Genomic DNA, 25,770 nt, shown 5'->3' with positions numbered 1-25,770 from the left:
TTTCTCCCACATATGAGTCAAAAAATTACGCTGGGACTAGCCGCGGCTGCGTTGTTAATCTCCATACTGGCAGTGGCGCTGGCCTGGTCCACCTCGGCTAAGGTCGAGGAGGCGCTCCACGCGACGGGGCAGGAGCTGGGGGCTCTCACATCTGCCGTAAAGTCGCTGAACTCCACCCTCGCCTCTCTGGCGTCTGGGGTTGAGCAGAGGCTGGCCAACGTGGAGAGGGAGGCCGCCGCGGCGAAAAACGCCACGGCCATTCTGCTAAAGGCCGCCCAGGCCCCCGCCGGCGAGGTGCCGGTCAAGTACGCCAAGCTGTTCTCCATAAGGTACGAGGGGGGCTACTACGTGCTGAGGGACGCCCTCGGCAGGACGATACTCCTCGCCCCCAGGGGCGCGGGCCCGGCCCTCACAAAGTTCTACGTGGATAAGTACAAGCCAGCCGCCGTGGTCTACTACCCCGTGCAACGCGCCGTGTACATGTCCTCTACGCATGTGGCCATGGCGTACCGCCTGTACAAGGAGGGCGGCGATGCCCACGTGCTTAAGTCGGTGGTGGGCATAATGTGGGGGAAGGAGTACGCGTGGCACCTCCCCGAGGTGGCGAAGGCCCTTGAGAACGGCACAATCAGGGACGTGGGGCCCGCCAGCTCGCCCAACTATGAGCAAATAGCCGCGCTGAAGCCAGACGTGGTCTTTGTCTACTTCTACCCCGGCCCCTACGGCACAGAGGCGGTGATACAGCGGCTTGACCAGTTGAAAATCCCCTACGCCGTGGTCAACGAGTTCCAGGAGGGGTCCCCCCTGGGCAGGGCCGAGTGGATAAAGTTCATAGCCGCCTTCTACAACCTCACCGACGCGGCCGTCAAAATCTTCGACGGGGCGGAGGCCAAGTGGAACAGCCTAGCCGCGTTGGCGAGGGAGGCCGAGCATAGGCCAAGGGTGGCCTGGTTCATAATATTCGGCGGCGTCCTGTACCCAGCGGGGCCGCAGGTGAGAGAGCTCATATCCCTCGCCGGGGGCCGCTACGCCTATTCAAACTACAGCCGCGTAGACCTGGAGGTGGTGCTGAAGGAGAAGGACGTGGACGTCCTCGTGTGGTCGGGCTATGGCGTGCAGTCCGTCTCCGACATTTTGAAAATCGAGCCGAGGCTCTCCGAGCTAAAGGCCGTCGCAGTGGGCAGATTATACGCCTACAGCGACGCCTTCTACCAACTCGCCAACGCATACCCCGACCAAGTGCTCGAAGAGCTACTCTGGATAATACACCCCGAGCTGGCCCCGCCGGGCAACTTCACCCTCTTTGTGCCACTGAGGTGAAGGCCATATACCTCCTCATAATCCCACTCCTCTTCCTGGAACTAGCCTGGGGACCCGCCGGCTTTGACCCCGCCATAGTCGAGGCGGTTAGACTGCCCCGCGCCCTCGGGGCCGTGGCCGCAGGGGCCGCCCTCGCCATATCGGGCCACCTGCTCCAGACCGCCCTCCGCAACCCCCTCGCCGACCCCTACCTCCTAGGGGTCAGCCAGACCGCCCTCTTCACAGCCCTCCTCTCCTACGTCCTCTGGCGCCTCTTCTCCGCGCCTTACCTGGGCTACCTCGCTGGGTCGCTTCTCGGCGCCGCGGCCGCCACCGCCGTCCTCCTCTACGCCGCGAGGAGGGCCCCCCTCACCGTCGTAGTGCTCTTCGGAGTACTCCTCGCCTTCGCCGCCTCCTCGGCCACACAGCTCCTCCTCCTCGCCCTGCCCCCAGAGGAGCTGGGCTACATCTACCTGTCGCTGCAGGGAACCTTCGCCGCATATCCCCCCGGCCCCGTGGGCTACGCCGCGGCTGCCGCCGTCGCCGCAATATACGCCGCAGCATGGGCCAGGGCTAGGCGCATAGCGGCCTACATCCACGGCGAAGAGGCGGCTAAGGGCCTCGGCGTGGACGTGGAGAAGACAAACCTCCTCATCGCCGCCGCAGGCGCCGCGGCGGCGGGCGTTGCGACGGCTACGGTGGGGCCTGTGGGGTTTATCGGTCTCTTGGCGCCGCACATGGCCAAGTGGGCGGAGAAGAGCGTCCGCTTTGACAAAACTCTCCACGCCGCCGCGGCCATGGGCGTCGCCCTCGCCCTAGCCGCAGACAACGCCATACGCCTCCTCCTGCCCCGCGACGTCCCAGCCACAGTGGTTCTGTCGATCGTCGGAGCCCCGGCCGCCGCCTGGCTTCTGCTGAAGTATGTACGTGGCCTTTGACGTAGAGAAGCGCCTCGGCGAATTCCGCCTGTCGGCAAGGGGGGAGCTGAGGGAAGGCGCCACATGCGTAGTGGGGCCCAACGGCGCGGGTAAGACCACGCTGTTCAAAATACTGGCCGGCATCCTCAAGCCAGACAAGGGGCGGGTGGAGTACGTCGGCGTCAAGTCGAGGGCGTACGTGGGCGACTTATACGCCCCGCCAGACAGCACAGTGATGGACGTAGTCCTCGCCGGCCGGACGCGCTTCGGGGGGAAGCCGGTGGGGAGGGAAGACGCCGCGGCCGCGGCCCGCTTCGCCGAGCTAGTGGGCGTCGGGGCCCTCCTCCAGAGGAGGTGGGGCACCCTCAGCGGGGGGCAGAGACAACTCGCCGTGGTGGCCGCGGCGCTAGCCACAGAGGCCGACCTACTCCTCCTCGACGAGCCCATGGCGAACCTCCACGGCGACAGACGCGCCGAGCTGGCGGAGTTGCTCAAAAGAGAGGCGCGGGGCAAGATAATAGCCTACACCACACACCACCTCGACGTCCTGCCCTGTTGCGACTACGTAATGGTGATAGAAGACGGAGAGGTCAAGTGGGCAGGGCCGCCCAGCCAGATAGACCCCGCCCACCTCACGCGGCCAAAGGCGTGTAGATAATTCGATTTTCACACGCCGTTTATGCCAAGGGGGTGCATTTGAAGACTTTTTTATCTCTACGCGTGTTAGCTATTGTGAACAAGGAGGAGTTCTTAGACCTACTAGAGAAAGACAAAGAGTTTCGCTATGCTGTAGCTGGCAAGCTGGGGATACTAGAACTTTTAAGGCGCATGGACGCAGTAGAAAGGGAACTTAAGAGACAGAGAAAGGTGCTAATAACATTAGTGAAAGAGGTGAGGGATCTAAAGGTGGCCGTGGGATCTTTGGGCAGGAGGCTCGGCGTTGACGTCCGGGCGTTGGTCGACGAGTTGTTGAAGAGGCTGGGGGTCGGGGAGTACGTGGTGGAGAAGTTTAGGTTTGAGGATAGGGAGGGGAGGTATGGGCCGAGGGGCGTGGTGTACGAGGTAGACCTCTACGTGTCTAACGACAAGACGTTTCTCGTAGAGTTGAAGAGCCTCGTGGAGCCCGAGGATGTGGACCGCTTCTACTTAGTGGCAGACGCCGTGGAGAGAATACTCGGAAGGCGCGCAGAGGGCAAAATAATCGTGGGAGTGCACGCGGCTAGGGAGGCCCTAGAGAGGGCTGAAAAACTCGGCGTAACTCTCCTCTACGGCGATTTGGTCTAGCGCAGGTTTATAACTGAACCTGTTCTGCCCATTGTGCGTCGAGTTATCTCGTTGGAGAACGGCGTCAGGCTCGTTGTTGATAAGTTTGACTCACCGTTGGCGGCTGTTGTGACGTCGGTGGGGGTTGGGTCGCTCTTCGAGCCGCGGGAGGCGCGGGGGGTGACGCATTTGTTGGAGCACCTCTCGTTTAGGGTGCCGGGCTTCGACGTGGATATGGCTGTGGAATCTCTCGGGGGTAGCTGTAACGCGTATACGCACAGGGACTTCGTGGCGTTTGTCTTTGAGGGGCTTGGGGGCTCTGCCGTGGGCCTCGTGGAGCTGGCCTACCGCATCTACGCCAATGGGAGGTACGAGGCGGCTGACTTTGAGAGAGAGCGGGACGTGGTTCTCTCGGAGTTGCGCATGTCGCGGGAGGACCCGTCGGAGCGGGTGGGGGACCTAGTAGTGAGAGCGCTTTTCGGGGACTCGGACTGGGGGGCGCCGGTGGGCGGGACGCCGGAGACTGTGGGCTCCCTCTCGCTGGGGGACGTGGTTGAGCACAAGGAGAGGTGGTTCACCCCCGACAACACCGTGGTGGTGCTCTCGGGGGGCTTCTCCGACGAGGCTGTGGAGAGGGCCGCCTCTCTCTTCGGCTCGTTGGAGGGGGCGGCGCCGCGCAAGGGAGACCCCTCGGAGGGGGTTGGGCCTGGGTTTGTGGAAGAGGTGGGGGAGGTGGATGGGGTGTACTACGCCAGGGCGGTTAGGCTGGCCGTGGACAGCCCCCCGGCCGCGTACGCCCTCCTCCACGGCGCGGCTTTCCACTTGGAGACTGGGACTAAGTCTATACTCTTCAACGTGGTGAGGGACAGGGGCGTGGCGTATTCCTTCTACGTGGATTTCGACGTGGTGGGGCAGGTGGCCTACCTAGCCGTGGTGGTGGAGTCGGCGAGGTCTCTCGGCGACGCCAGGACTGCGGTGGCCGAGGCGCTGAAGCCGAGAGAGCCGCCGGAGTACAGGATGCGGTTCTACGACTACCTCATGTCCAGCACACTGCGCTCGCCCGCCGGCCGCGCCCTGGCCTTGGCTGAGTACATGGCGAAGGGTGGCCGGCCCGAGGCCATGGAGGAGGAGCTGAGGAGGGCCGCAGAGAGGGGCACCGAGTGGATGCCGCCATACGTGGTCAGAGAGGCCGAGGCGGTGGTACACGGCTAGCCCAGGCGCCGTGGGCGCCTCCCGCTGGCTGTAGCGGGGCTTGGGTTTCTACCTCGAGCGTGTTTCCCAAGAAAAGGAGATGTCTAACCTGCTTGAGTCGGCTTACGTAGCTTCACACGGTGTCTCTAGGCGTAACCTTTTTGTGAGAGAGTTTGGCGTTGCAGACGGCGTCGGGTATGTGACCATGTGGGACAACTCTGCCGTTGTCGCGGTGGGGTGGCGAGGGGGCTGGGTGTAGGCGCGTCGTATGGCGGGTTGCCGGCGTTTGGGCTGTTGGGCGCTGGTGGTGTTGAAAAGTTTTTATCTCTGTGCGGGGGTGTGTCTGTGGATGAGGTGTGGATTGCTCTGTTTGGCCTTCTCGCGACTGTCGTGGCGCAGATTGTGGGGCTTGCCTACTGGCTGGGGAGGAAGTTTGCCACTATTGACGAGAGGTTTGAGGAAGTGGACATGCGCTTTAAGGCGGTGGAGAGGCAGATCGCAGATCTTAGGGCGGAGATGGACAAACGCTTTGCCGAGGTAGATAGGCGATTTGCAGAGTTTAGGGGGGACGCGGATAGGCGGTTTCAAGCTGTGGAGAGACAAATTGTAGAACTTAGGGGCGACGTGGAGAGGCGGTTTACAGAGCTTAAGGGAGACGTAGATAGACGTTTTACAGAGCTGAGGGAAGAGATGGATAAACGTTTCGCCGAGCTTAGGGGAGAAATGGATAGGCGGTTTGCGGAGTTTAGGGGTGAGGTTGAGAGGCGTTTTCAAGGTGTGGAGAAGCGGATTGAGGAGCTGGGGGAAGAGTTGCGGGGGGAGATTCGCCGGTCTTCTGAGTCTGTCTTATCCGCCGCAGTTGCCATGAACACCTTTGTGGTGGACTTCGTGGCGTTGAAGGGGCTGTTTACGGAGGGTGAGAGGGACTTCGCCAAGGCCCAGCTTAGGGCTATTGCGGGGGTCGCGGCGCCTAACCCCGTGTCTAGGGAGGAGCTGGAGTTTATAAAGGCGGTCTTCTCTAAGCCTGATGAGGAGATCTCCTTTGAGGAGTTGGACAAGGCGTTGGACATCTTGTGGCGCTGGTTTTTAGAGACTTACAAGGTTGAAGTGTTCAGGGCGTATCTCTACGCCTATATGATCAAGGCCTCTCTCTACTTTGAGAGACTGAAGAAGAAAAAGGAGGGGGGCGGCGGGCCTGGGGCGACTGCCTAAAGTCTGCTGGCCACGTTGTAGGCCTCGTGGACTGCGGCGTAGAGGTTTCTCGGCCTTACGCAGTCTCCCACCTCGTATACCTCAACGCCGTGTTTTGCCAGGGCCCTGTAGGGGGCTGTGTCTCTGGGGCGCATTCCAGTGGCTATTACGAGGGTGTCGAAGGGCACCTCCACGGGGTTGCCGTTGTGGAGTCCGTAGAGGCGCCCCGGGCGTACTTCCAGTGTGCGGAAGTTTGTATATATGGAGACTCCCCTCCTCTTGAGCTCGCCTAACATGGCCAGCCTGTAGCTGCGCTCTAGGTCTGTCATAATGTCTGGGAGGATTTCCACTATGGCCACTTGGGCGCCTTCTAGGGCTAAGTGTAGCGCCGTTTCTCCGCCCACTCGCCCGCCGCCTAGGACGACCACTCTGCCCTGCGCCTTTGCCTTGCCCAATAAGACGTCGACGGCGTATACCCCCTGCTCTATGCCGGGGATGTTGGGGGTTGCCGGCTCTGACCCCAGGGCGAGGATCACGGCGTCGGGCCTCTGGCTGAGTATCTCCTCGGGGGTGGGCCTTGTGCCTAGCCTCACCTCTACGCCAGCCTTGTGGACTTGGCGCCTTAGCCACTCCAGGTAGCGCCTAAGGTCTTGTTTAAAGGGGGAGGCCGTGGCGGGTATTAAGTTCCCGCCTAGCTGGTGGCTCTGCTCGTAGAGGACCACTCGGTGCCCCCTCTCGGCGGCTACCCGGGCCGCCTCCATCCCCGCGGGGCCCCCGCCGACTACCACCACCGTCTTTACGTGGGTTGGGGGCTTGGGCTTGGCGAATCTGAGGAACTGCGGATTCACGGCGCATTTGGGCGGCAGTTGCCTGAGGCTAAACCCCCTGTCTATACACTCGTTGCACCTAACGCACGGCCGTATGTCCTCTGGCCTGCCCTGCCTCAGCTTGATAGGCCACTGAGGGTCTGCTATAAAGGCTCTTCCAAAGGCCACGAAGTCTGCCAGCCCCTCTTCTAGGGCCTTGTTGGCCAAGTCGTGGTCTAATGCGCCAATGGCAATTACAGGGATTTTCAACGCCTTTTTCAATTTGGCGGCTCCCTCTAGGAAGAGCCCCTGTGGGAATACCGCGGGGCTTATGGGCGCTGGGCCGCCTGACGCCTCTATGGCCGCGGCGCCGGCCTCCTCAAGCCTCTTGGCGAAGTAGAGCACTTCCTCCTCTGTGACTCCCCCATATGCGGGGTTTACCGCGTCTATTCTAAAGATGGGGGGTATCCCCTGGCTTTTAACCGCCTCTGCCACCTCGATGGCGAATCTTATCCTGTTCTCAATGGGCCCCCCATACTCGTCGCTCCTCTTGTTCGTGCGGGGTGATAGGAACTGGCTGAACAGCCAGCCGTGACCCGCGTTTATTTGCACAAAGTCAAACCCAGCGTCTTTGGCCCTGCCGGCGGCCTCGGCGAATTTCTCAACCAACCGCTTTATCTCCTCCCTAGTGAGCTCCCTCGCGTGTGCCTTAAAGGCGTGTCTCCCGTGCACAAACAGGAGGTACTCCATGGCCGTGGGAGCCACAGGCACGTTCCCCCTCACCCTGGGGCTCGCCGCGCCGCCCGGGTGCAGGAGCTGGATGGCCACCCGGGGCCCCCTAGCCTTGATCTCGTCTACGAGCAGGCTGAGCCCTCCGACGAAGGCGTCGTCGTATATGGCCAACATCCCGTGGCTGTCTCTCGCGTCTTCAGACACGGCGGCCCCCTCCACTACCACGAGGCCGGGCTCCGCCTCGGCGAGCTCTACGTAGTGCTGTATGAGGGCCGGGGTGACGAATCCGTTTTGGGCAAGGCCGGCTCCCAGCGGCGCCACTACAATGCGGTTGGGCACTCTCACCCCCGCGATAAAGCCCTCCTCAAATAGCTTCATGTAGCAACCACCGCGGCAGTTATTATGCTTAACTTCGACTCCTACCTAACTCTCTTTAGCTCCACTTTGACTGTCCTGTCCAACTCCGCCACGGCGTAGTACCCCTCCTTCAAGGGACCCGGGTTTACCAACACAGTGTCGCCCAAGAGGTCCACCCCCCTGTCCTCGTGTATGTGGCCGTGGATAGAGAGAAGCGGCTGCCTCTCCTCTATGTACCGCCGCACGGCCAAGTTCCCCACCGGCCTCACCCCTCCCACTCTGTCTAAGTGGCCCCTCGGGGGATCGTGCGAGACGAAGACATGCGGCGTTGGGGAGAGGCCCCTCAGCAACGCCTCAAACTCCCCTTCCCCCATGACGAACAGATTGGCGTATGGGAAGGGGGTGGGAGTGCTACCCCCCACACCCCCCACCCGGAAGGGCCCGAGCTGGACCACACGGCTGTGTAGAGGGTAGACTCCGTCGGCCGTGTAGTCGGCGAGCTGGGGAGGGTCGCAGTTGCCTGGGACAAAGTAGACTGGGCCCAGCTCGGCGAGGGCGTGGAGGACCGCGGCAGAGGTCTCTAGAGTGCCCCTATAGGTGAAGTCCCCCGCAGCGATCACCGCGTCCACGGACTCCCTAATCCTCTTGACCATCTCCACGGCGTCGTGGACGTCTGCCACGATGAGGAGGCGCATAGGCTAGCCCCCCGCCTTCAACACGTGCTCACCCCTCTGGATTTTTATCAGCTGGGCGGCCAGCCAGCGGCCTAGGGTAGCCGACGAGGAGGCTATTGCGATGACCACGTCCACAAGGCTCAAAAGAGCGGCCACGCCGACAATTAGACATAGATATAAATACTTGACGAGGTGCGGCCGTGCTGGCTGAGTTGGAGCCCTCGGCCTTTGCGCCTCTGAGAGCTGTGGCAAAGAGGGGCCGCTACCCCGAGGAGGTGGACTTCATAATCTACAGGGGCGGGGAGGCGCTGTGCGTTGTAAAAGTCTTCAAGGGCCGCCCGCCCTACTACTCGCCGTGGGCAGAGGTCTTCAACATAAGCCAAGGCGCCTCCGCCGAGGAGCTGCGCCACGTCCTCTGCGTCCTCCACCGCCACATGGAGCCCGGCGACGTCCTCTACCTCGAATACGTCGGCGACAAAGAGACCCTGGCCCAGCTCCAGAGGGGAACCCCGCCAGGGGAGACCAGACTTGGAAAACTGCTAGAGCAGTGCGGCTTCAAGATAGTAAAAGACTGGTACTTCCCCGAGGGGGGACTAGAGGGAGGCATGAAGCTACAAGCCGTGAAGCCTTAAAAGGAAGCAATGAGTTGCGCACATGGAAGAAGAGACGCCGAGAACCACGATACCAGTCGAAGGCGACGTGGCAAAGGAGGCCTCCGCCCTCGCAAAAAGCCAAAGACTCTCTCTCATAAGGTTTTCCTCAGACGCCCTCCGCTTGGCTGTGGAGCTTTTTCGTCGTGGTATTTCTCCTTCTAGGGGTTTAGAGATGTTTAGGCTGGTGGAGCTTGCCCTTGCCTTCGACGTCGTCCCCGTGCCTCTTCCGCTTTTGGAGCTCTTTGCCGAGAAGTGGGGAGTGTGTGAAGACGGAGACGTGGCTAAGGCGCTGAGAGAGATGGGGGCAAGGTTTGGCCAACTGGCCTCTGCACGCTTCACATTCCCCGAGCTGGTACAGACGGCGGCCCAGTTCTTCGCCCTATTCCCAACGGCCCGCCTAAGCTTCACCCGCCGGGGAGAGACGTGGAGAATAGTCTTCATAGCCCCCGGCGAAAAATCGGCAAAATGCCTAGCCACATTCGCAGAAGAAGCCATACGACAATGGAAATGTCAGCCAAAAATCGCCGTGGAGAAAAACGTAATAACAGCAGAGATTACTTGTGGATAATTTTTATATCTAGATGTACTACGGTAGTACATGCCTCAGCGTTATGCCCGCCTGGCCGTAGACCAAGCCCTCGCCCAAGAGTTTTCTCAAAAGGTGAAAAAAGTGGGGAGGAGGCCCTCCGAGGTTGTAGAGGCGGCGATACAGGCGCTTATAGACGCCGTAGACCACGGCATTGACCCCATTGACCTAATACACATCTGCAGAATTACTAGGAGTGTTGGGCCTGGCAGATCTGGCTACGAAGTCGGCGTCAATGCTGGGATGTTGCTCCGCGCGTACTACACGCCTAGGGAGTTCTTCGAGGTAGTTACATGCGTGGGGCCCCAGGTGATGTCTGCATACAGGGTGGGGAACAACCTCTTCCGAGTGAGCGACCCCCAGATGAGGGCCACGCTCTGTGGCCTCTTCGTCGGAGTTGGGTGCAATTGCAGAGAACGGGGCGACTTCCTCGAAGTGGAGTGTATATAAAGTGTACACAGGTGTACAATAGACATATACTGTGTTAACTCTTGTCCATTATTAATACAAACGTTTAAAAATAAAAGCATTCGTATAACACATGTCTATCTCTAGGCGTGATGTAATTAAAGCTGGTATTACCATAGGCATTGTTGGAGGTGTCGCCGGTGTTTTAATCAAGGCCGCGGAGCAGGTGGGACAACAGGCGCCAAGCGCTGTGAAGGTCACCTCGGTGCCGTCTATATGCGGGATGTGTATGGCGCAGTGCGCCATCTATGTAGACGTGGCGAACGGGAAGCCGGTGAGAATTAGGCCGAACACCAACGCTCCCACCAGCGCCATGGGGATATGCGCCAGGGGGGTCTCGGGCACGTTTAGTACGTGGCTTAACCCAGACGCCATAAAGAAGCCCATGGCCAGGAGGGCGCTGGTGGACTGGGCCCAGGGGAAGATCAGCTGGGAGGAGGCAAAGCGCCAGCTCTCACAGAACAGGGGGAAGTACGACGACTTTGTAGAAGTGGACTGGAACACGGCCATTGAGATAATAGCGAAGAAGCTCAAGGAGCTCGCCGACAACAACGAGAGGCACGCCTTCACGTTCCTCTTCGGCGCCTGGGGCCCCACGGCGTCAATGAGGGCAGGAGTCCCCATCTCTAGATTCGCCGACACCTTCGGCGGAGGGATAATAACCTTTGACAACCCGTACTGCACATACCCCCGCTACCTCGGCCACTGGCTCACGTGGGGCCACGGCCACCAAGCCCACACCGTGTGTGTAGACTACGGCGAGGCGGAGGCCATACTTGTGGTGCGGCGCAACGTCATAGGCGCCGGCGTTGTGACAGAAACGTGGCGCTTCATGGAGGCCGTGAAGAGGGGGGCCAAGCTCGTGGTGCTAAGCCCAGTATTCGACGAGACCGCCTCCTACGCAGACGTCTGGCTGCCGGTTAAGCCGGGCACAGACCTCGCCGTCCTCCTGGCCTTTATTAAGTACATACTGGACAACGGCTACTACGCAGAGCCCTACCTCGTCAGATATACCAACGCCCCCTTCCTAATTAGGCTAGACAACGGGATACCCCTCCTAGCCTCTGAGGTAGACTGGGCCAAGTACGGCGCATCTGAGCCCAAGGCCTTTGCCTACGTGGTGTGGGACGCCGCCGCCAACGCCCCTGCGCCAGACAACGCCGCGGCTAAGCCGGCCCTATTCGGCGAGTACGAGGTACAGCTAAAAGACGGGACCACGGCGAAGGTCAAGACAGCGCTCACCATCCTGAAGGAGTGGGTAGACGCCAACTTGGCCGCCCTCGCGAAGAAGCACGGCGTCGCCGACTACATGGAGGCTGCGGCAAAGGAGGCCGACGTCTCGGTGGAAGACTTGAGGAAGGCGGCGGAGATTGTTGCCAAGCACCGCGCCGTGGCGCCCATCGGCTGGCACGACCCCCGCTACTCCAACTCGCCGCAGACGTGGAGAGCCGTTGGGATAGTAATGGCACTGCTGGGCCGCATACAGCAGCCAGGCGGCATCTTCCTGTTGACGCACCTCATAATGCCCTACTCCGACATATACACCAAGGTGCTTAAGTACACTAGGAAGGACGTGCCGTATAAGACAATACGTGGGGCCACCTTCAGCGAGTACGTCTCAGCTAACCTAGGCGGCATATACGTCATCCCAGTGGCGCCTCCGCTGCCAGGCCCCAGCGACAGAGGCGCCCCACCCGTCCCTGCCCTAGTGGAGAAGTGGGCCGAGGAGGCCGAGAAGAAGGGCTACCTCTACCCGTACGACACTGTACAGGCGCTGTACGAAAGCGTGGTACACGGCAAGCCCTTTAAGACCAAGGTTGTGTTCATCGTAGGCTCTAACCCAATACCGCAGATAGGCAACTCCAGGCTGGTGGAACAGATCTTCAGAGAGCTCGACCTCGTAATTGTCCACGACATACAGTTCAACGACACCACGGCCTTCGCTGACTTAATACTCCCCGACTTGCCCTACCTCGAGAGGATGGACTTGGCGTTGCCCGGCCCGTTCTCCCCGTTCCCAGCCATCTCTGTCAGATTCCCGTGGTACTACGAGGAGTACATGGCGAAGATACAACAGGGGGCTAAGCCGGGGGAGTTGGACAAGCAGTACCGCTCCAGGGACGGGCGCACAATATTCGAGGTTTTGCTAATGATTGCGAGGCGGTTGCAACAGCTCGGCGTCAAGGCGAGAGATGGGACAGACTGGTCTCAGAACATGCCCGTGGGAATGATCACAGAGGACGGCATATTCCCAATAACAAATCTGAGGAACTTCATCAACGCCACGTTTAGGAGGATTAGGATTGTCGACGAGCAGGGCAACGTGAGAGCTCCAACGGTGGACGACTTGTACAAGATGGGCGGCTACATGGTGCTCGTGCCCACGGGCCGGATAGAGACAGTTGTAGACGAGAGGTGGTCGCAGGCGCTCGGCAGGGAGGTGAAGGTGAGAGTCCACGTGTACAAGCCCGTGAAATACGACGTATCTCTAGAGCAGTGGCTGTGGAGGACTATACACTACAATGCGCCCATCACTGCGGGCACTGTGCCATTCCCCACGCCGAGTGGGAGAGTGGAGATATACAGCATAAACTTGGCCTACGACGTGTCGAGAGTCTTCGGCAAGCCAGCCACGTCTATAGACCCCTCCGACCTCGAAGGGACAAAGAGCGGCGTAGACCCCCTGTTCTCCCCAGTGCCTCTCTACGCGGGCATGGCTAGGCCAGACTACATGTGGGCCACGGCGCCTCCCACGCCGGACATCGAGGTCAACGGCCTCGTCCCGCCGCAGCCGCCAAAGAGGTTGTTGTTGGTATACCGCCACGGGCCATATACCCACACCCACAGCCACACTCAGAACAACATGCTCCTAAACACTCTGACGCCCGACGAGCTCCTCACTGCGTGGATTCACCCGTCCACCGCGGCGGCCCTCGGCGTGAAGGACGGGGACTGGATTGAGGTAAGGCCCGCGGCGCCCAAGGTCCTTGAGCAATTAAAGGCCGTGGGCGCCCAAAACGTCCCCACGGCCAGGTTCAAGGTGAGGGTGACGAACATGGTTAGGCCGGACATCATCGCCATATACCACTACTGGCTTGTGCCAAAGGGCCGGCTGAGGGTCAAGGCGGCGAAGCTGGCCGACATAAGGGCGGGGGACAGCGACGACAACTACTTCGGCGCTATGATGGCTGGGAAATTGGGCACGCCTGGGGCCATGGGTAACACAGTGGTAGAGGTGGTGAGGGTATGAGGCCGGTATTCGTCATAGACGTAGGCAAGTGCGTCGGCTGCCGCGCCTGCGTAGCCGCTTGTGTAATTGAACACGGCCAAGTCTTCACTGCGGCTAGGCCAAAGAGCGTGGGGAGGCCTCAGACTGTGAAACTGAGGACTTGGGTGGATTGGCGTGAGTCAGATATGCCGGCGAGGAAGTTTATCTCATCTCTGTGCTACCACTGTGAAAATACGCCGTGTCAGAGGGTGTGTCCAACGGGCGCTACGTATAAGACAGAGGAGGGCGTCGTGTTGGTGGACAAGGAGCTGTGCATCGGCTGTGGTTACTGCATAGTGGCCTGCCCCTACGGGTCTAGGTATAGGCCAGAGCCCCACGAGTGGCGCGAGGCCGAGGAGGCGCCCCTTGTGAAAGAGGCCGCGGCCGGCGAGGCCTACGGCGGAGTCATGTTTAAGCCTCCTGTGCCAAACAAGTGGGCGTTTAGAGTAGACGCAGTGGACAAGTGCACCTTCTGCTACCACAGATACGCCGGAGATGGGAAGCTGTGGACGCCGGCGTGTGTGGAGGTGTGCCCCACCAAGTCTAGAATGTTCGGCGACTTGGACGACCCAAGCGACCCAGTTGCCGAGCTTGTGAGAAGCGGCAAGGCCAAGTTGGCAAGGCCAGACCTTGGAACTGGAGGAAGAGTGTACTACGTGGGGCTATGATAGTCCGCAACGAGGTCTGGGGTCTACCAGTCGCTGTGGAGATGACGTTGTTAGCAATAGCCAGCTTCGCGGTGGTGTGGGCCTACGTGCTGTGGAGAAGAGGCGAGGCCAAGTGGGCGGCCCTAGGCGGCGTCCTCGGCGTCGTGTTGCCGGCAGCCGCGCTGGGCATACTGGCCTCCGAGCTGTTAAAGCCGCCCACAGCCGGCATGTTGGTATTCCCATTTGTGAATCCACGTGCTAACCTCTCTAGCTGGATGGTGTGGGGAGCCACTGGGATATCCCTGCTCATACTCTGGTCCCTCCTGTTCACGTTGCCGCTCATAAGGCCGTTAGACAAAGTGGCCGTGTGGGGGCGCAGTAGGGCTGTGATGAACGCGCTTGGGGCATTGATGGCCGCCTTCGGAGTATTTGCCGCGATCTACACAGGGCTCGTCTTGGCGTATGAGCGGGGAATAGCCTTCTGGCACAGCGCCGCCGTGCCTCTGCTGGCGCTCTTCATGGGGCTCGCCGCCGGGAGCGGTTTGTACGGGCTAGTGGGCAAGAGGGAGACAGGCCCCTGGATAGCGGCGGGAAGCGGACTAATGGCTCTCACTTGGCTGTTACACCTCCAACTCTCGTCAATAGGCCCCTACGCCGCGGCCTACAGCGCAACAGCGGCAATGGCAGACCCCGCCTCCACTGCCGGCGTCGTGCTAGCCGCCGTAGCCGCCGTCAGCGCGTTGACGAGAAACAAGCTCGGAGTAGCCGCTGGCGGCGCTTTAGCCATAATAGCGGTATTCTTGATAAGACTAGCCCTCTTAGCCAACGGCGCCTGGTACTTCCCCTAAATCCCCTTTTTTCAGTTTTCCCACAAGCTTGACTAAATTTTCCACGTCTTCTACGTCTTTTTCAGTGGGCTTAAGCCTAGCCTCGTGGAATCCCTCCACGTGCAATACCCACGCAGTTCTCCACCACCACCTAACCTCCCTCTGCGTCTTTTCAGCCAACTTCTCTACTGCGCTGAAGAGAAGCGCCGCGGTCCACCTGCCTGCCTCCCTTGCCCTCTCCGCCTCCTCAAGGCCCAACAACACTGCCGCCGCCTTCACGGCCTCTACAGCCGCCTTGTACAACTTCTCGCTGGCCTGCACAGGGTCTTTATCCACTAGCCCCCTTCCCTCCTCCAAGAAGCGCTCGGCCAGCTCCAGGTGCGCCTCGGCGATGGCTGGCGGGTCGAGAGAAAGGGCCTTAGCAACCACTTCCACAAGGTCGACGCCTCTCCTCTTGGCCTCCTCTAACAGAGACTTCGGAAGCACGTATTGTCCAACTCCTGGTAAAAAAGTTATGGGCGGTAGTGCTCGGGGGTCGGGAACTTCCCCTCCCGCACCTCTGCCACGTATTTAGCCACGGCCTCTCTAATTATCGAGGCCACGTCGGCGTATCGCTTTGCAAAACTCGGCGGCTTCTCAGACAAGCCGATTATGTCGTGTAACACGAGGATTTGCCCATCGCAGTGAGGCCCCGCGCCTATGCATATGGTGGGTATCTTCACAGCCTCTGTAACCTCCTTAGCCAGAGAGGCAGGGACGAACTCCACTACTAGGGCGAAGGCGCCTGCCTCTTGCAAAGCCTTGGCGTCTTCCAACACCTTCCTCCTGGCCTCCTCATCTTTCCCTACCATTCTGAATCCGCCCAGGGTCAAAACGCGCTGGGGGTTAAGCCCAATGTGTCCCATCACGGGCACCCCCGTCTTAGTCAACTTCTCCACCACGTCCACAATCTCCACGCCCCCCTCCGGCTTCACAGCCTCGGCACCGGCCCTCACGAGCTTCGCCGCCGCTCTAAGGGCGTCCCTCGGCCCAGTCTCGTAGGTCATAAACGGCATGTCCGCCACCACGAGGGCCCTCGGCCTGGCGCGGGCCACAGCAGCCACGTGGGCCACCATGTCCCTCAGAGTGACCCGGAGCGTGTTCTCATAGCCCAGCACCACCATGCCCAGAGAGTCCCCCACCAAGATTCCGTCTACCCCCGCCTCGTCCACAAGCCTGGCCGTGGGGTAGTCGTAAGCCGTGACCATGGCCAACTTCCTAGACCCCTTAGCCTCTAGAAAATGTCTAATAGTGACCTTCCTCTTCTCCATGTGGCAGAAATCTTCTATATTTATAAACTTGGGACATCTCGCTCATATGAGGCTGTTGACGTTTAGAAAGGGGGGCGTGGCCAAGGTTGGGCTTTGGAAAAACGGGAAAGTGCTAGATCTGCCAGAGGCCTACAAGGAGGTCTTCGGCGCCTACGAAGCCCCCGACTTTTTATACAGCATGAGGAAGCTAATCGCCGTGGGAGAGCCCGCGCTTGAGGTCGTGAGAAGGCTGGAGGCAAAGGCCAAGGGCCCCTACTACTCGCCCGGCGACATTCTGTGGGAGCCCCCGGTGCCAGACCCAGAGAAGATATTCGCAGTAGCCGTGAACTACAAAGCGCACGGCAGAGAGATGGGCTTTAAGCCTCCTGAGAGGCCCTACTTCTTCCCCAAGTTCCCCAACGCCCTGGTGGGGCACGAGGGGAGGATAATCAAACACAAGGTGGCGCAGAAGGTGGACTGGGAAGTGGAGCTGGTCGTCGTCATTGGGAGAGCTGGGAAGTACATACAGCCCGAGGAGGCCTTGGACTACGTCTTTGGCTACGCGGTGGGCAACGACGTGTCTATCCGCGACTGGCAGTTCCCCGAGGGATGGCCCCATCAGCTAAACCCCTATGGGCAGAACTGGATTTGGGGCAAGTCCATGGACACGGCGGCGCCGGTGGGGCCTTGGATTGTCACTAGGGACGAGGTGCCCGACCCCAACCGCCTCGACTTGAGGCTGTGGGTAAACGGCCAGTTGGAGCAGGAGGGCAACACCTCCGACCTCATCTTCAACGTCCAACAGTTGATCCACTGGGCCTCCCAAGGCATAACGCTGAAGCCAGGCGACATGATATTCACAGGCACCCCACCGGGCGTAGGGCACTCAAAGGGCAAGTACCTGAGAGGGGGAGACGTGGTAGAGGCAGAGGTAGAGGGCGTGGGGAGACTTAGGAACTACGTCGTGGAAGAGTAGTTGGGCGGTGCTTAGCCCCTCGTCCGGGGCCGCACACCCGCCCGCATACGGCTAGCCGGTGCTCAGCCCCTAGCGCGGGGCCGCATCTCCGGCGTCACAGCCATAATCTACACTCTATACAGATTATAAGCCTTGTGCGCAATAAGTAGCTAAATCGGGTCGTAGCCACGGGACACCTTGCAGTTATTATGCCGTTGGCGGCGTGCTAATAGAAGTGGCTGGCTATATGCACGGCGGCTTAGACCTCGTTGAAGCGCTCAAGCGGAGATACGGCATAGTCAAAGAGCTAAAGTGGAGGGTGTTAAAGCGGATGGGCGTCGGCGAGGAGGCGTACGTGGAAATCGTGAGGCATTACCCCACGTAGTATGTGGTCGTTCACATAGGCGAAGAAAGACCTAGAACAAGCCTTCCTCAGGCTTATAAAAAGCGTGGAGGCCGACCTGTATGTAGTAGATGAGGGGCTGGTCAACATAGGTAAATTCGCCCGCTTTGTCGCCAAGCCGTCGCACAAGGTGCCAGACATACAGCTGGCCGACGTGGTCGCAGGTCGCGCGGCGGAGAGGCTATGTCTTAGAGCCACGCGGGGATCCACCCCCAGCCTAGTTCTCACAAGCCTCTTCTCCTCGACGTAGCGTTTGAATCTCTCCAGCGCCGACTTGTACAACGATTCGTCGCCGCAGAGCAACACCCCGTCGGCGAATATGTCCAATACGACCATACTGAACTCCAGGATGTTGTCCAACTTGTCGAGGGGGACTATGAAGAGTTGCCCAACGCCAGTGCTCTCCACTCTGTACTCCCCCTCAGCCACAATGAGCGCCAAGTCCCAGTCGCTGAGAAGGTGCGCCTCTCCCCTAGCCCTAGAGCCGAAGAGCAGAACTGCGCCGCCCCTCTCGCACAGCCGTTTAATAAGCTCCTCAGCTCTCCTCCTCTTCTCCTCGGCCACCTCTCTAACGATACTTATCCACGACATGCGCCCACACCTTCTCCATACACTCCACGGCCTCCTCAGCCTCCCACCGCCTATAGTCGCTGAGCCGCGCCTCTGGGCAGCGGGGCTGGATATAGTGCTGTTCTAAAAGCTCGGCGCAGCGCCTTACGTCCTCTGGAAAAGTTACGCCGAGCGCCTTTTCCACAAGCTCAAGCAAGTCGCCAGTGGCGTGGGTCTGAGGCCTAGAGCCCGTCAGCTTAATAAGAAGGGCCTTAAGCGCAAGCTCCACCGACTGTTGCACAAAAAAACGCCGCGGAGTCGTACCTCCCCGCGCGTAAGTCCTCGCGGGCATATTCCCTAAACTTGGCGGCCCGCCTAAGCCAAGACTCCACGCGCCATGGGGCTGAGAGAAATAAAAGCTTTGCCATATGTACAACATGTATATCAAGTGTACACTTTTCATAACAAGAGTTTTATATCTATAAAATTCTATGGAAACATGGAAATTTCGAGAAGAGACTTCGTCAAACTCGCCGCTACTGTTGGCGTTGTTTCTGCGCTTCCGCTGACGCTGACATCGGCGGCTCAGCAAACTGCACAAAAGACGGCCGCGGAGGAGGTGAAAGCGCCTGTGATCTGCGGCGCGTGTGGAGCAGCGTGCGGCTTAATCTTTGTCAAAAGAGGCGACAGAATGTACCTCTTGCCCAACCTGGAGCACCCCCAGCCCGGCATGTGCTTCCGCCCAGCCTCTGCGCTTCAGCTCTGGAACCACCCCCTCAGGCTGAAGAAGCCTCTAAAGCGCGTTGGAAACAGGGGAGAGGGGAAGTTCCAAGAGGTGGACTGGGACACTGCGTTGAACGAAATTGCACAGAAGCTCAGAGACATAGTGAACAAGTACGGGCCAGAGAGCGTCGCCTTCACTAGACACGACGTACACTCTTGGATACTGCCCTTCATAGCCAGCGTCTTGGGGACTCCCAACGTGGTGGGGCACGAGGGGACTTGCCACAACGCCCCCACCGTGGCCAGGGGGTTTGTCCTAGGCGCAGGAGGCCCGCCCTCAGTGGACCCAGACTATGAAAACGCCACTTACATCCTCCTGGTGGGGAGGAATTTAGACGCCGCGATGGGCCTCGTGAGGCAGGTGGCCAAGGCTAGGGAGAGGGGGGTGAAAATTGTCGTAGTTGACCCAAGGGCCCCCAACTTGGCCTACTCCTCGGTGGAGTGGGTGCCCATAATCCCAGGCACAGACACGGCCTTCGTACTCTCTCTCATAAACGTGATAATAACCCGGGGCCTCTACGACGCCGCGTTTTTAAAGAAGTACACCAACGCCCCGTTCCTCATTAAGCCAGACGGCAAGCCGCTCACTGAGAAAGACCTAGGCGGCGAAGGCTCGGCCTACCTCGTCTACGACAATGCGACTAAGTCCCTTGTGCCACATGACAAGGCCCAAGACCCGGCCCTGGACTACGAGGGCGTTGTTCAAACGCCGCAGGGCGAGGTCAGAGTAAAGACGGCGTTTAAGCTCTTGGCCGAGAGGGCGGCTAAGTATCCGCCAGAGGAGGCCGAGAAGATAACCGGAGTCCCCGCGGCCGATATTCGGAGAATTGCCGTGGAGTTCGCCACGGCGAGGGGCGTGGCAGAGGACGGGTGGTACGCCGCTAAAAACGGCAACGAGCTCGACTTGTACATGGCAATCCTCATCTTAAACGCCCTAGTGGGCAACATAGACAAGAGAGGCGGCCTCTGCTTCCAAGAAAGCGCCAAGTACCCAAACGCGGTTACCACCGCGGCGGGGAAAGTGGTGACGATATTCCAAGTATGCGACGTGGGCATAACCGCGCAAGAGCTCCCAGCGCCCAAGGCCCAAAGAGTGGACAAGGTGGCATACCCGCTTGCGACCAGCGTCTTTGACGCATTGCTCGACGCAATAATCACTGAGAAGCCCTACCCGATAAAGGCCCTCTTCATAGTGGGCACTGCGCCTTTCACAAGAGACGTCAATACGGAGAAGCTCAAGCAAGCCTTAAGCAAGTTGGAGCTAGTGGTGGCCATAGACATACTGCCGCAAGACCACGTGGATTGGTGCGACTACGTACTGCCAGACCTCATGTTCCTCGAGCGCGGCGAGATGGGGACTATGAAGTGGAGTCTACACGCGGGCGTAGTCTACTCGGAGAAAGTGCTCGACCCGCCCCCCGGCGTAGATGCGAGAAACGCCTTCTGGGCCTTGATGGAGATCATCAGGAGGGCCTTCCCAGAGAAGGCCGCCGCCGTGGGCTACACGGAGAAGTACGCAGACCCACACGCCTTTGAGGAATACGAAGAGGCCATTAAGAAGGCCGTAATCATAAGTCTGGCAAATGCGTGGAACCTAGACCCTGCGAGGCTGGAGGAGGAGCTCAAGGCCAAGGGGTTCTACGTCTTTAAGAAGAAGTCTTACGAGGCCAGGCCGTATAAGACGCCCCTGGGCACTCCGAGCGGGAAAGTGGAAATCTACGCGCTGAGGGCTCTGCAGTACAACAGAGACCCACTGCCCGACTGGAGGCCGCCTCTGTACAAGGTCCCAAGCGCCCCCGACGAGTTCTACCTAGTAAACGGGAAGGATCAAATCATAAGCGCGCACATGGTCATGGTGAAGAACGCCAAGTGGATCGTGGATAGGACTGTGTGGATGAACCCCGTCGACGCCGAGCGGCTAGGCGTCAAAGACGGAGACGTGGTGGAGCTAGAGGGCTTAGACAACGGGTTTAAGGCGAAGGCCGTGGTAAAGGTGACAAACCGCGTTAGACCAGGGGTGTTGTTCACATACGCAATGGCTGGGGGTAGGACGAGTAGGCTACTCACTGGCGAGTACGAGTTCCTCCGCGAGGGCGTCAATCCGGAGTGGTTTGCCAGCGGCAAGCTAGAGCCGGTGAGCGGTAGCGCTGCTACAAACGCAAGCGTTCGGGTGAGGAGACTATGAGGCTGGCACACCTCTGGGACCAGTCCAGGTGCATTGCCTGCGGCGCGTGTATAGCCGCGTGCAACGCCGCAAACTACCGCTCTTCCACAGGCGAAAACAAGACGTGGGGGTGGCTTAGAAGCAATATAAAGAGAATCGCTGTGGAGAAGGGGCCCAGGCCCATGTTGTTGCTAGTCCAGTGCCAGCACTGCGAAAATGCGCCCTGCGTCACAGTGTGCCCCACCGGCGCCTCTTACAGAGACGTAGACGGACTCGTCAAGATAAACCCGGCCCTCTGCATCGGCTGTAAGTACTGCATGGTGGCCTGCCCCTACGAGGCCAGGTGGCTAGACGAAGAGACCGGCTTGCCCATGAAGTGCATGGGCGAGGAGTGTTTAAGCAGAGTAAAGGCCGGCCTCCGGCCGGTCTGCGTAGAGGTGTGCCCAGCGGGCGCCAGGGCGTTTGGAGACATAGACGACCCAACGTCTGAGATTTCTAGAAGGCTCGCGAGAAGCCGCTACGTTAGGTTGCTTGAGGAAAAGGGCACTTCGCCAAAGTACTTCGTGGTGGTGGGGCCATGACGGCGTTTCAAGAGATTTGGAACCCCTGGCTCATAGGGCCGTTCCTCTGGCTAGCCGGCATTAGCGGAATGACGGCCGTGGCCTACGTATTGCTAAAGTGGAGCGGCGTAGAGGAGAAGAGGAGGGAGCTGAGCTGGGTGACCTTTATCTCCCTCGCGCTAGCGCTTGTGTTTGTGGTAGCAGACTTGTCTAGGCCGTGGAATATGCCCTCGGCAATCATGAGCGCGGTGTTCGGCGGAACCTTCGGCTGGACGAGAAGCTGGATGGCCGTGGGCATAGCCCTGCTGTTGGTAATGCTGGTGTTAACTCTCTTAGTGGCACTGAGACACGCCGGGATCGGGGCGTTGAGGCCGCTGGTAGACGCCAAGTGGTATGACGCACTGCTTCTGCTAGTGGGAGTTGCGGTGACAATATACAGCGGGTTCTTAATCGCCGCGGCGCCGGGGGTGCCGTTTTGGAACACGGCGCTGATACCCGTGCTGTGGATAATAAGCGCCTCAGTGTGCGCAACGGCGGTGGTCAAACTGTTGGTGCACTCAGAGGCTGTGTCAAAGGCCGCCACGAGGTACGGCTTCGCCTTAGACGCGGCGGAGTTGCTGGCGGTGTTCGCCTTAGTCAGCCTCGCCCTCTACGGGGGCAGTAGGGCGGCTAGGACAAGCGCAGAGGCTTTGGCATACGGCGATTTGGCCGCGCCTTTTTGGATAGGCGTAGTGGCGCTGGGGATATTGGCGCCATTATTCATAGGCCTCTACCTCGCCAAGAGGGAGAACAAATACCTCGCCGCTACAGCCGCCTTGCTGGCACTAATAGGCGCCCTACTGCTGAGGGTATTAGTACTACAAGCTGGAGTTTTTGAAGCGCCAGTGTAATACAAAGTGTACATCTTGAATAACAAGGCATATATTTTTCTGATTGTGAAGCATTGTGTTGAAATTTAGAATGCCTATTAAAAAGGCGTCAGTAATAAAGGCCATCGTAATTGTCATATTGATACTTATTTTTTCGATACCGGTCCTATACGCATTTTTTGTATATACTCCAACAGTAAATGTACAATGTGGAATATGTCATACAATGTCATTCTACATAGGCAATATAAGCAAGCCGCACTCAAAATACAGCTGTCTCGTATGCCACAAAATTACGATAGGCGACATGGCAGACATGGTTTGGACATACTTGACATCTCGCCCAAATTCCCTCGACGTATTCAATAAGTATTATCCACACAAAGGCCTATATGAGCCCTGTCTAGAATGTCACACAAATCCACAGAAGTTGTACATACACACCGCCCACCTTGCAGTAGTTAATACCACTAATACATGTAGCGTGTGCCACGCCATCCACATCGAAAACTTCCTCCCCCAGTCCTGCGCCAATTGCCACCCATACCTCCCCACAGTGGAAAAGCATATGCAAATGCACAATAGCCCCTTCACATTCAGCGTAGAGATGTGCGGCAAATGCCACTCGCCAAATTCACACGCCTATGTACCCCCGGCAGCTCCCTGTCTACAAGGCGTGGTAGAGGGCAAGACTTGTCTTACCTGTCATCTACAGCTTACGCCGCCTGATATAACAGGTAGGCCATGTACACAGTGCCACTACTCGTAGTGTACACAATGTATACCAAGTGTACATTTGTAATAGAATGGTTTAAATAAACATAAAAGAAGCTTTTACGTGGTCAAACTGACTCCAGTGTCGTGGCCTAATCCGCGGAAGGAGTATGGCATATTATTCGACGTGGATAAATGCACTGGCTGTGGAAAGTGTGTAGAGGCGTGTAAAATTAGAAATGGCACAGCATATGAGCTACGGTCAAAAACTTTTTCCCCTTCCTCTCTCACTGCGACTAACTGGCTCTCACTTAGGCAATATGCCAGCGTCCCAATGCTTTACAGATGTTTCCACTGCTACTCGGCGGTGTGTGCCTTGGTATGCCCAGTGGACGCCCACATTGTCACAGAGTACGGCGCCGTGGTTATTCAGACAGACAAGTGCATAGGCTGTGGGAGATGCGCCGCTGTTTGCCCATACGGAGTACCTAGACAAGGAGCAGATAGACGGTATAGAAAATGCGACCTCTGCGTGGATAGAGCGGCGGAGGGCAAGCCGCCCGCTTGCGTAGAGGCTTGTCCAACAGGCGCGTTAAAATTCGGCCCCATATCGGAGATATACGCCCAGGCAAGAAAAGAGGAGAAAAAGGGGCGGAAAACCTACGGCATAGAGCTCACACATTGGGTGTACGTGTATAGCGACGAGAAGGCCTTCTCCGCCTTTTTAACCGACGTCGCAAGAAAGAAAGACCCCGAGGAGACTAAGAGAATTCTCTCATTCCCACTAGAAAGAGGCTCTCTCCCGCCAATCAGCTACTTAGGCATAGAGGCGGCCGCAGCCGCCGTGGCGATCATGGCCTTAGTGGGCTGGCGCCAGTCGCGCATCGAGGAGAAGAGTGGCGAGGGGGGCCATGAATAGGCGCCAATTTCTCACATTGCCAGTGGCTCTAGCTGCACTATCCTTGTTGCCGTCGAAAAGCAACGCCAAGGGGCTAAAACTACAGCCAGTAGAAGTGGGCCAAGTCAAAGACGGCCAAGGCAAAAAGTACGCCTTCCTCTGGAGCGTTTCCAAGTGCATCTTCTGTGGAGCCTGTGTGGCTGCCTGCAACGCGGTAAACTATGGAAGAGACAAGTCTCCAAACGCGTCGTGGGGGTGGCCTCAGGCAAATACAAAAATAGTTGAAACAGAGCACGGAGATTTGCCGCGCTTTATATTTATACAGTGTCAACACTGCGAAGATGCGCCTTGCGTCCGCAACTGCCCCACTGGCGCCTCCTACGTCGATAAAGACGGGGGCATTGTGCTAGTGGACTACAACCTCTGCGTCGGCTGTAAGTACTGCATATCTTCGTGCCCCTACGACGCCAGGTGGATAAATAAAGAAGGCACGCCCTCCAAGTGCACTTGGTGCATCCAACGGGTAAAGAGTGGGGGGCTCCCCGCCTGCGTCGCCTTCTGCCCAGTGGGGGCAAGAGACTTCGGCGACATAAACGACCCCAACTCCTCAATCTCAAAGAGGCTGGCCGCCGCCAAGCGGGTCTACGTACTAATGCCAGAGAAAAACACTAAGCCCAAGTTCTTCATCGTGGAGGAGTAATGTTTCAGGAGTATTGGGACGCCTTCTTAATAGGCCCCTTCCTATTCTTCGCCGGGCTAGTCGGCATGGGGATGGTGGCCATGTCAATTTTCAAGCTAAGGGGAGAGGAGCTACGGTACGAGACGCTGACCTACGTGCTACTGGCCTCGATCATACTTGCCCTCCTCTTCGTAATGGGAGATCTCTCAAGACCACCCACAGTCATGATGTTCGCCATGTTGAACTCCTTCCTAGAGCTTAGATACAACTTCCTCTTCCCATTCCTAAGGGGGGAGTTGCGATTTTCCTGGATGGCACTCGGCATAGTCATGTTAATACTGGCGCTTCTCGTAGTGGCCATATGGGCACTCCCCTACCTAGTAAGACGAATCCAAGCCGCGCTCCCACAGCCTTTGGCAAAGCCCCTCGCGCCACTACTAGCCCTCTTAGACAAAATCGCCACGTGGCTACTGGCACAGAGGTGGTACTACTACCTAGCAATGGCCATCGGAGTATTGGTGACGTTGTACAGCGGCTTTTTAATATCTGAAGCAAAGGCAGTGCCGTTTTGGAACACGACGCTCTGGGGAATCCCCGGCATACCCACCATATGGATATTCAGCGCCACGGCGGGGGCCTTAGCCCTCATAAGAATGTACCACTTAGACAGAGAACACCTAGTACACACCACTGAGAAATACGGCGTCTTATTTGAAATAGGCGAAGTCGCCGTGATATTCCTCTTCCTCTACAACGCCCTAAACTCCGCCTCATTCGCGGCAAGAGAAAGCGCACACGCAGTGCTGTGGGGCGAGCTAGCGCCGATCTTCTGGGTCTTCGTAATCGGCCTCGGAATCGTAACCCCCCTCGCCACAGCCGCGCTGTCAAAAATTAGGCACAGCCCCAAGTTAACTTACGCAGGATGCGTCGCCGGCCTCTTCGGCGCACTAGCCCTAAGAACGCTAGTGGTATACGCTGGAATTCCAGAACCATTATAACAAGTGTACAACTTGAATACATGTGCTTAA

General features: G+C 58.6%; 29 protein-coding genes. 20 read left to right on the top strand and 9 right to left on the bottom strand.

Translation table 11 applies throughout. The annotated features are described in order from the left end of the window. Positions 1-12: 12 nt before the first annotated feature. The 6 genes from PCAL_RS08050 to PCAL_RS08025 all read left to right on the top strand — a co-directional run bounded on the left by PCAL_RS08050 (position 13) and on the right by PCAL_RS08025 (position 5,882). Positions 13-1,320, top strand: coding sequence for an ABC transporter substrate-binding protein (locus tag PCAL_RS08050; RefSeq protein WP_011850196.1), 1,308 nt, complete (start codon positions 13-15; stop codon positions 1,318-1,320). Then, entirely contained in the window at positions 1,317-2,237 is a 921-nt protein-coding gene (locus tag PCAL_RS08045) for an iron chelate uptake ABC transporter family permease subunit (protein ID WP_011850195.1), read from the top strand. The genes PCAL_RS08050 and PCAL_RS08045 overlap by 4 nt, the downstream gene beginning before the upstream one ends. Then, a complete protein-coding gene (locus tag PCAL_RS08040; RefSeq protein WP_011850194.1) occupies positions 2,221-2,874 on the top strand; it encodes an ATP-binding cassette domain-containing protein in 654 nt (217 codons plus the stop codon). Before PCAL_RS08045 ends, PCAL_RS08040 begins: the two co-directional genes overlap by 17 nt. Positions 2,875-2,948: 74 nt before the next feature. After that, positions 2,949-3,500, top strand: a complete 552-nt coding sequence (locus tag PCAL_RS08035; RefSeq protein WP_193322631.1) for a DUF3782 domain-containing protein — start codon at positions 2,949-2,951, stop codon at positions 3,498-3,500. Positions 3,501-3,533: 33 nt separating this feature from the next. After that, entirely contained in the window at positions 3,534-4,691 is a 1,158-nt protein-coding gene (locus PCAL_RS08030) for a M16 family metallopeptidase (RefSeq protein WP_011850192.1), read from the top strand. A 324-nt stretch (positions 4,692-5,015) separates the two neighbouring features. Then, entirely contained in the window at positions 5,016-5,882 is an 867-nt protein-coding gene (locus tag PCAL_RS08025) for a hypothetical protein (protein WP_193322630.1), read from the top strand. Here the strand turns inward: PCAL_RS08025 and PCAL_RS08020 are convergent. The 3 genes from PCAL_RS08020 to PCAL_RS11710 are packed head-to-tail and all read right to left on the bottom strand — an operon-like array spanning position 5,879 to position 8,586. Further along, complete coding sequence (locus tag PCAL_RS08020; RefSeq protein WP_011850190.1) at positions 5,879-7,777, bottom strand: oxidoreductase; 1,899 nt, start codon at positions 7,775-7,777, stop codon at positions 5,879-5,881. The two genes, PCAL_RS08025 and PCAL_RS08020, sit on opposite strands and share 4 nt — an antisense overlap. A gap of 41 nt (positions 7,778-7,818) precedes the next feature. Continuing rightward, positions 7,819-8,451: a metallophosphoesterase family protein gene (locus PCAL_RS08015; protein ID WP_011850189.1), complete on the bottom strand. Its 633-nt coding sequence runs from the start codon at positions 8,449-8,451 to the stop codon at positions 7,819-7,821. 3 nt (positions 8,452-8,454) lie between these two features. Beyond that, positions 8,455-8,586 (bottom strand): hypothetical protein, encoded by a 132-nt coding sequence (locus tag PCAL_RS11710; RefSeq protein ID WP_264317706.1) that lies wholly within the window; start codon positions 8,584-8,586, stop codon positions 8,455-8,457. A gap of 44 nt (positions 8,587-8,630) precedes the next feature. On the opposite strand from PCAL_RS11710, the gene PCAL_RS08010 reads away from it, so the two are divergent. From PCAL_RS08010 to nrfD (PCAL_RS07985), 6 genes are all read left to right on the top strand, one after another. Beyond that, positions 8,631-9,062 carry a DUF1122 family protein gene (locus PCAL_RS08010; protein ID WP_011850188.1) on the top strand — a complete coding sequence of 144 codons (432 nt, stop codon included), beginning with the start codon at positions 8,631-8,633 and terminating at the stop codon, positions 9,060-9,062. A 22-nt stretch (positions 9,063-9,084) separates the two neighbouring features. Continuing rightward, complete coding sequence (locus PCAL_RS08005; RefSeq protein ID WP_011850187.1) at positions 9,085-9,651, top strand: hypothetical protein; 567 nt, start codon at positions 9,085-9,087, stop codon at positions 9,649-9,651. Positions 9,652-9,681: 30 nt separating this feature from the next. Then, complete coding sequence (locus tag PCAL_RS08000; protein ID WP_011850186.1) at positions 9,682-10,119, top strand: hypothetical protein; 438 nt, start codon at positions 9,682-9,684, stop codon at positions 10,117-10,119. Positions 10,120-10,210: 91 nt separating this feature from the next. After that, positions 10,211-13,387, top strand: a complete 3,177-nt coding sequence (locus PCAL_RS07995; RefSeq protein WP_011850185.1) for a molybdopterin-containing oxidoreductase family protein — start codon at positions 10,211-10,213, stop codon at positions 13,385-13,387. Next, on the top strand, positions 13,384-14,073 hold the full coding sequence (locus PCAL_RS07990; protein WP_011850184.1) for a 4Fe-4S dicluster domain-containing protein: 690 nt from the start codon (positions 13,384-13,386) through the stop codon (positions 14,071-14,073). The genes PCAL_RS07995 and PCAL_RS07990 overlap by 4 nt, the downstream gene beginning before the upstream one ends. Next, complete coding sequence (gene nrfD / locus PCAL_RS07985) at positions 14,070-14,900, top strand: NrfD/PsrC family molybdoenzyme membrane anchor subunit (RefSeq protein WP_011850183.1); 831 nt, start codon at positions 14,070-14,072, stop codon at positions 14,898-14,900. The genes PCAL_RS07990 and nrfD (PCAL_RS07985) overlap by 4 nt, the downstream gene beginning before the upstream one ends. On the opposite strand, the gene PCAL_RS07980 is transcribed toward nrfD (PCAL_RS07985), so the two are convergent. Beyond that, positions 14,871-15,365 carry a PaREP1 family protein gene (locus tag PCAL_RS07980; RefSeq protein WP_011850182.1) on the bottom strand — a complete coding sequence of 165 codons (495 nt, stop codon included), beginning with the start codon at positions 15,363-15,365 and terminating at the stop codon, positions 14,871-14,873. The genes nrfD (PCAL_RS07985) and PCAL_RS07980 overlap by 30 nt on opposite strands. Before the next feature lie 26 nt (positions 15,366-15,391). Next, entirely contained in the window at positions 15,392-16,189 is a 798-nt protein-coding gene (gene panB, locus PCAL_RS07975; protein ID WP_011850181.1) for a 3-methyl-2-oxobutanoate hydroxymethyltransferase, read from the bottom strand. A 46-nt stretch (positions 16,190-16,235) separates the two neighbouring features. Here panB and PCAL_RS07970 point away from each other — a divergent pair, with 46 nt between their 5' ends. Together PCAL_RS07970 and PCAL_RS07965 are read left to right on the top strand one after the other, a co-directional pair. Continuing rightward, a complete protein-coding gene (locus tag PCAL_RS07970; protein WP_011850180.1) occupies positions 16,236-17,144 on the top strand; it encodes a fumarylacetoacetate hydrolase family protein in 909 nt (302 codons plus the stop codon). 202 nt (positions 17,145-17,346) lie between these two features. After that, a complete protein-coding gene (locus PCAL_RS07965) occupies positions 17,347-17,508 on the top strand; it encodes a hypothetical protein (protein ID WP_193322629.1) in 162 nt (53 codons plus the stop codon). Here the strand turns inward: PCAL_RS07965 and PCAL_RS07960 are convergent. From PCAL_RS07960 to PCAL_RS11705, 3 genes are read right to left on the bottom strand one after another with little or no spacing between them, the layout of a single operon-like run. After that, on the bottom strand, positions 17,446-18,117 hold the full coding sequence (locus tag PCAL_RS07960; protein WP_193322628.1) for a nucleotidyltransferase domain-containing protein: 672 nt from the start codon (positions 18,115-18,117) through the stop codon (positions 17,446-17,448). The genes PCAL_RS07965 and PCAL_RS07960 overlap by 63 nt on opposite strands. Beyond that, positions 18,095-18,364, bottom strand: a complete 270-nt coding sequence (locus PCAL_RS07955) for a HEPN domain-containing protein (RefSeq protein WP_264317719.1) — start codon at positions 18,362-18,364, stop codon at positions 18,095-18,097. Before PCAL_RS07955 ends, PCAL_RS07960 begins: the two co-directional genes overlap by 23 nt. Further along, entirely contained in the window at positions 18,348-18,503 is a 156-nt protein-coding gene (locus tag PCAL_RS11705; RefSeq protein ID WP_264317705.1) for a HEPN domain-containing protein, read from the bottom strand. Before PCAL_RS11705 ends, PCAL_RS07955 begins: the two co-directional genes overlap by 17 nt. Positions 18,504-18,574: 71 nt before the next feature. Between PCAL_RS11705 and PCAL_RS07950 the strand changes: the two genes are divergently transcribed. The 3 genes from PCAL_RS07950 to nrfD (PCAL_RS07940) are packed head-to-tail and all read left to right on the top strand — an operon-like array spanning position 18,575 to position 22,472. Then, the gene (locus tag PCAL_RS07950; RefSeq protein ID WP_193322627.1) at positions 18,575-21,043 is read left to right on the top strand and encodes a molybdopterin-dependent oxidoreductase; all 2,469 of its coding nucleotides are present in this window, start codon (positions 18,575-18,577) and stop codon (positions 21,041-21,043) included. Next, positions 21,040-21,603: a 4Fe-4S dicluster domain-containing protein gene (locus tag PCAL_RS07945; protein WP_011850176.1), complete on the top strand. Its 564-nt coding sequence runs from the start codon at positions 21,040-21,042 to the stop codon at positions 21,601-21,603. The genes PCAL_RS07950 and PCAL_RS07945 overlap by 4 nt, the downstream gene beginning before the upstream one ends. Then, positions 21,600-22,472, top strand: a complete 873-nt coding sequence (gene nrfD / locus PCAL_RS07940; protein ID WP_011850175.1) for an NrfD/PsrC family molybdoenzyme membrane anchor subunit — start codon at positions 21,600-21,602, stop codon at positions 22,470-22,472. The genes PCAL_RS07945 and nrfD (PCAL_RS07940) overlap by 4 nt, the downstream gene beginning before the upstream one ends. A gap of 390 nt (positions 22,473-22,862) precedes the next feature. Here the strand turns inward: nrfD (PCAL_RS07940) and PCAL_RS07935 are convergent, their stop codons facing one another. After that, complete coding sequence (locus PCAL_RS07935) at positions 22,863-23,045, bottom strand: hypothetical protein (protein WP_193322626.1); 183 nt, start codon at positions 23,043-23,045, stop codon at positions 22,863-22,865. Between the two features lie 244 nt (positions 23,046-23,289). Here PCAL_RS07935 and PCAL_RS11700 point away from each other — a divergent pair, with 244 nt between their 5' ends. Genes PCAL_RS11700 through nrfD (PCAL_RS07920) form a run of 3 tightly spaced genes read left to right on the top strand, consistent with a single transcriptional unit; the run spans position 23,290 to position 25,740 of the window. Further along, positions 23,290-24,084 carry a 4Fe-4S dicluster domain-containing protein gene (locus PCAL_RS11700; RefSeq protein WP_011850173.1) on the top strand — a complete coding sequence of 265 codons (795 nt, stop codon included), beginning with the start codon at positions 23,290-23,292 and terminating at the stop codon, positions 24,082-24,084. Then, positions 24,077-24,763 carry a 4Fe-4S dicluster domain-containing protein gene (locus PCAL_RS07925; RefSeq protein WP_193322625.1) on the top strand — a complete coding sequence of 229 codons (687 nt, stop codon included), beginning with the start codon at positions 24,077-24,079 and terminating at the stop codon, positions 24,761-24,763. The genes PCAL_RS11700 and PCAL_RS07925 overlap by 8 nt, the downstream gene beginning before the upstream one ends. After that, positions 24,763-25,740 carry an NrfD/PsrC family molybdoenzyme membrane anchor subunit gene (gene nrfD / locus PCAL_RS07920; RefSeq protein ID WP_011850171.1) on the top strand — a complete coding sequence of 326 codons (978 nt, stop codon included), beginning with the start codon at positions 24,763-24,765 and terminating at the stop codon, positions 25,738-25,740. Before PCAL_RS07925 ends, nrfD (PCAL_RS07920) begins: the two co-directional genes overlap by 1 nt. Positions 25,741-25,770 lie beyond the last annotated feature (30 nt).

The organism is Pyrobaculum calidifontis JCM 11548 (genome assembly GCF_000015805.1).
GTDB classification, from domain to species: domain Archaea; phylum Thermoproteota; class Thermoprotei; order Thermoproteales; family Thermoproteaceae; genus Pyrobaculum; species Pyrobaculum calidifontis.
The sequence above is the reverse complement of the archived record's forward strand: the minus strand, read 5'-3'. Positions and strand labels throughout refer to the sequence as shown.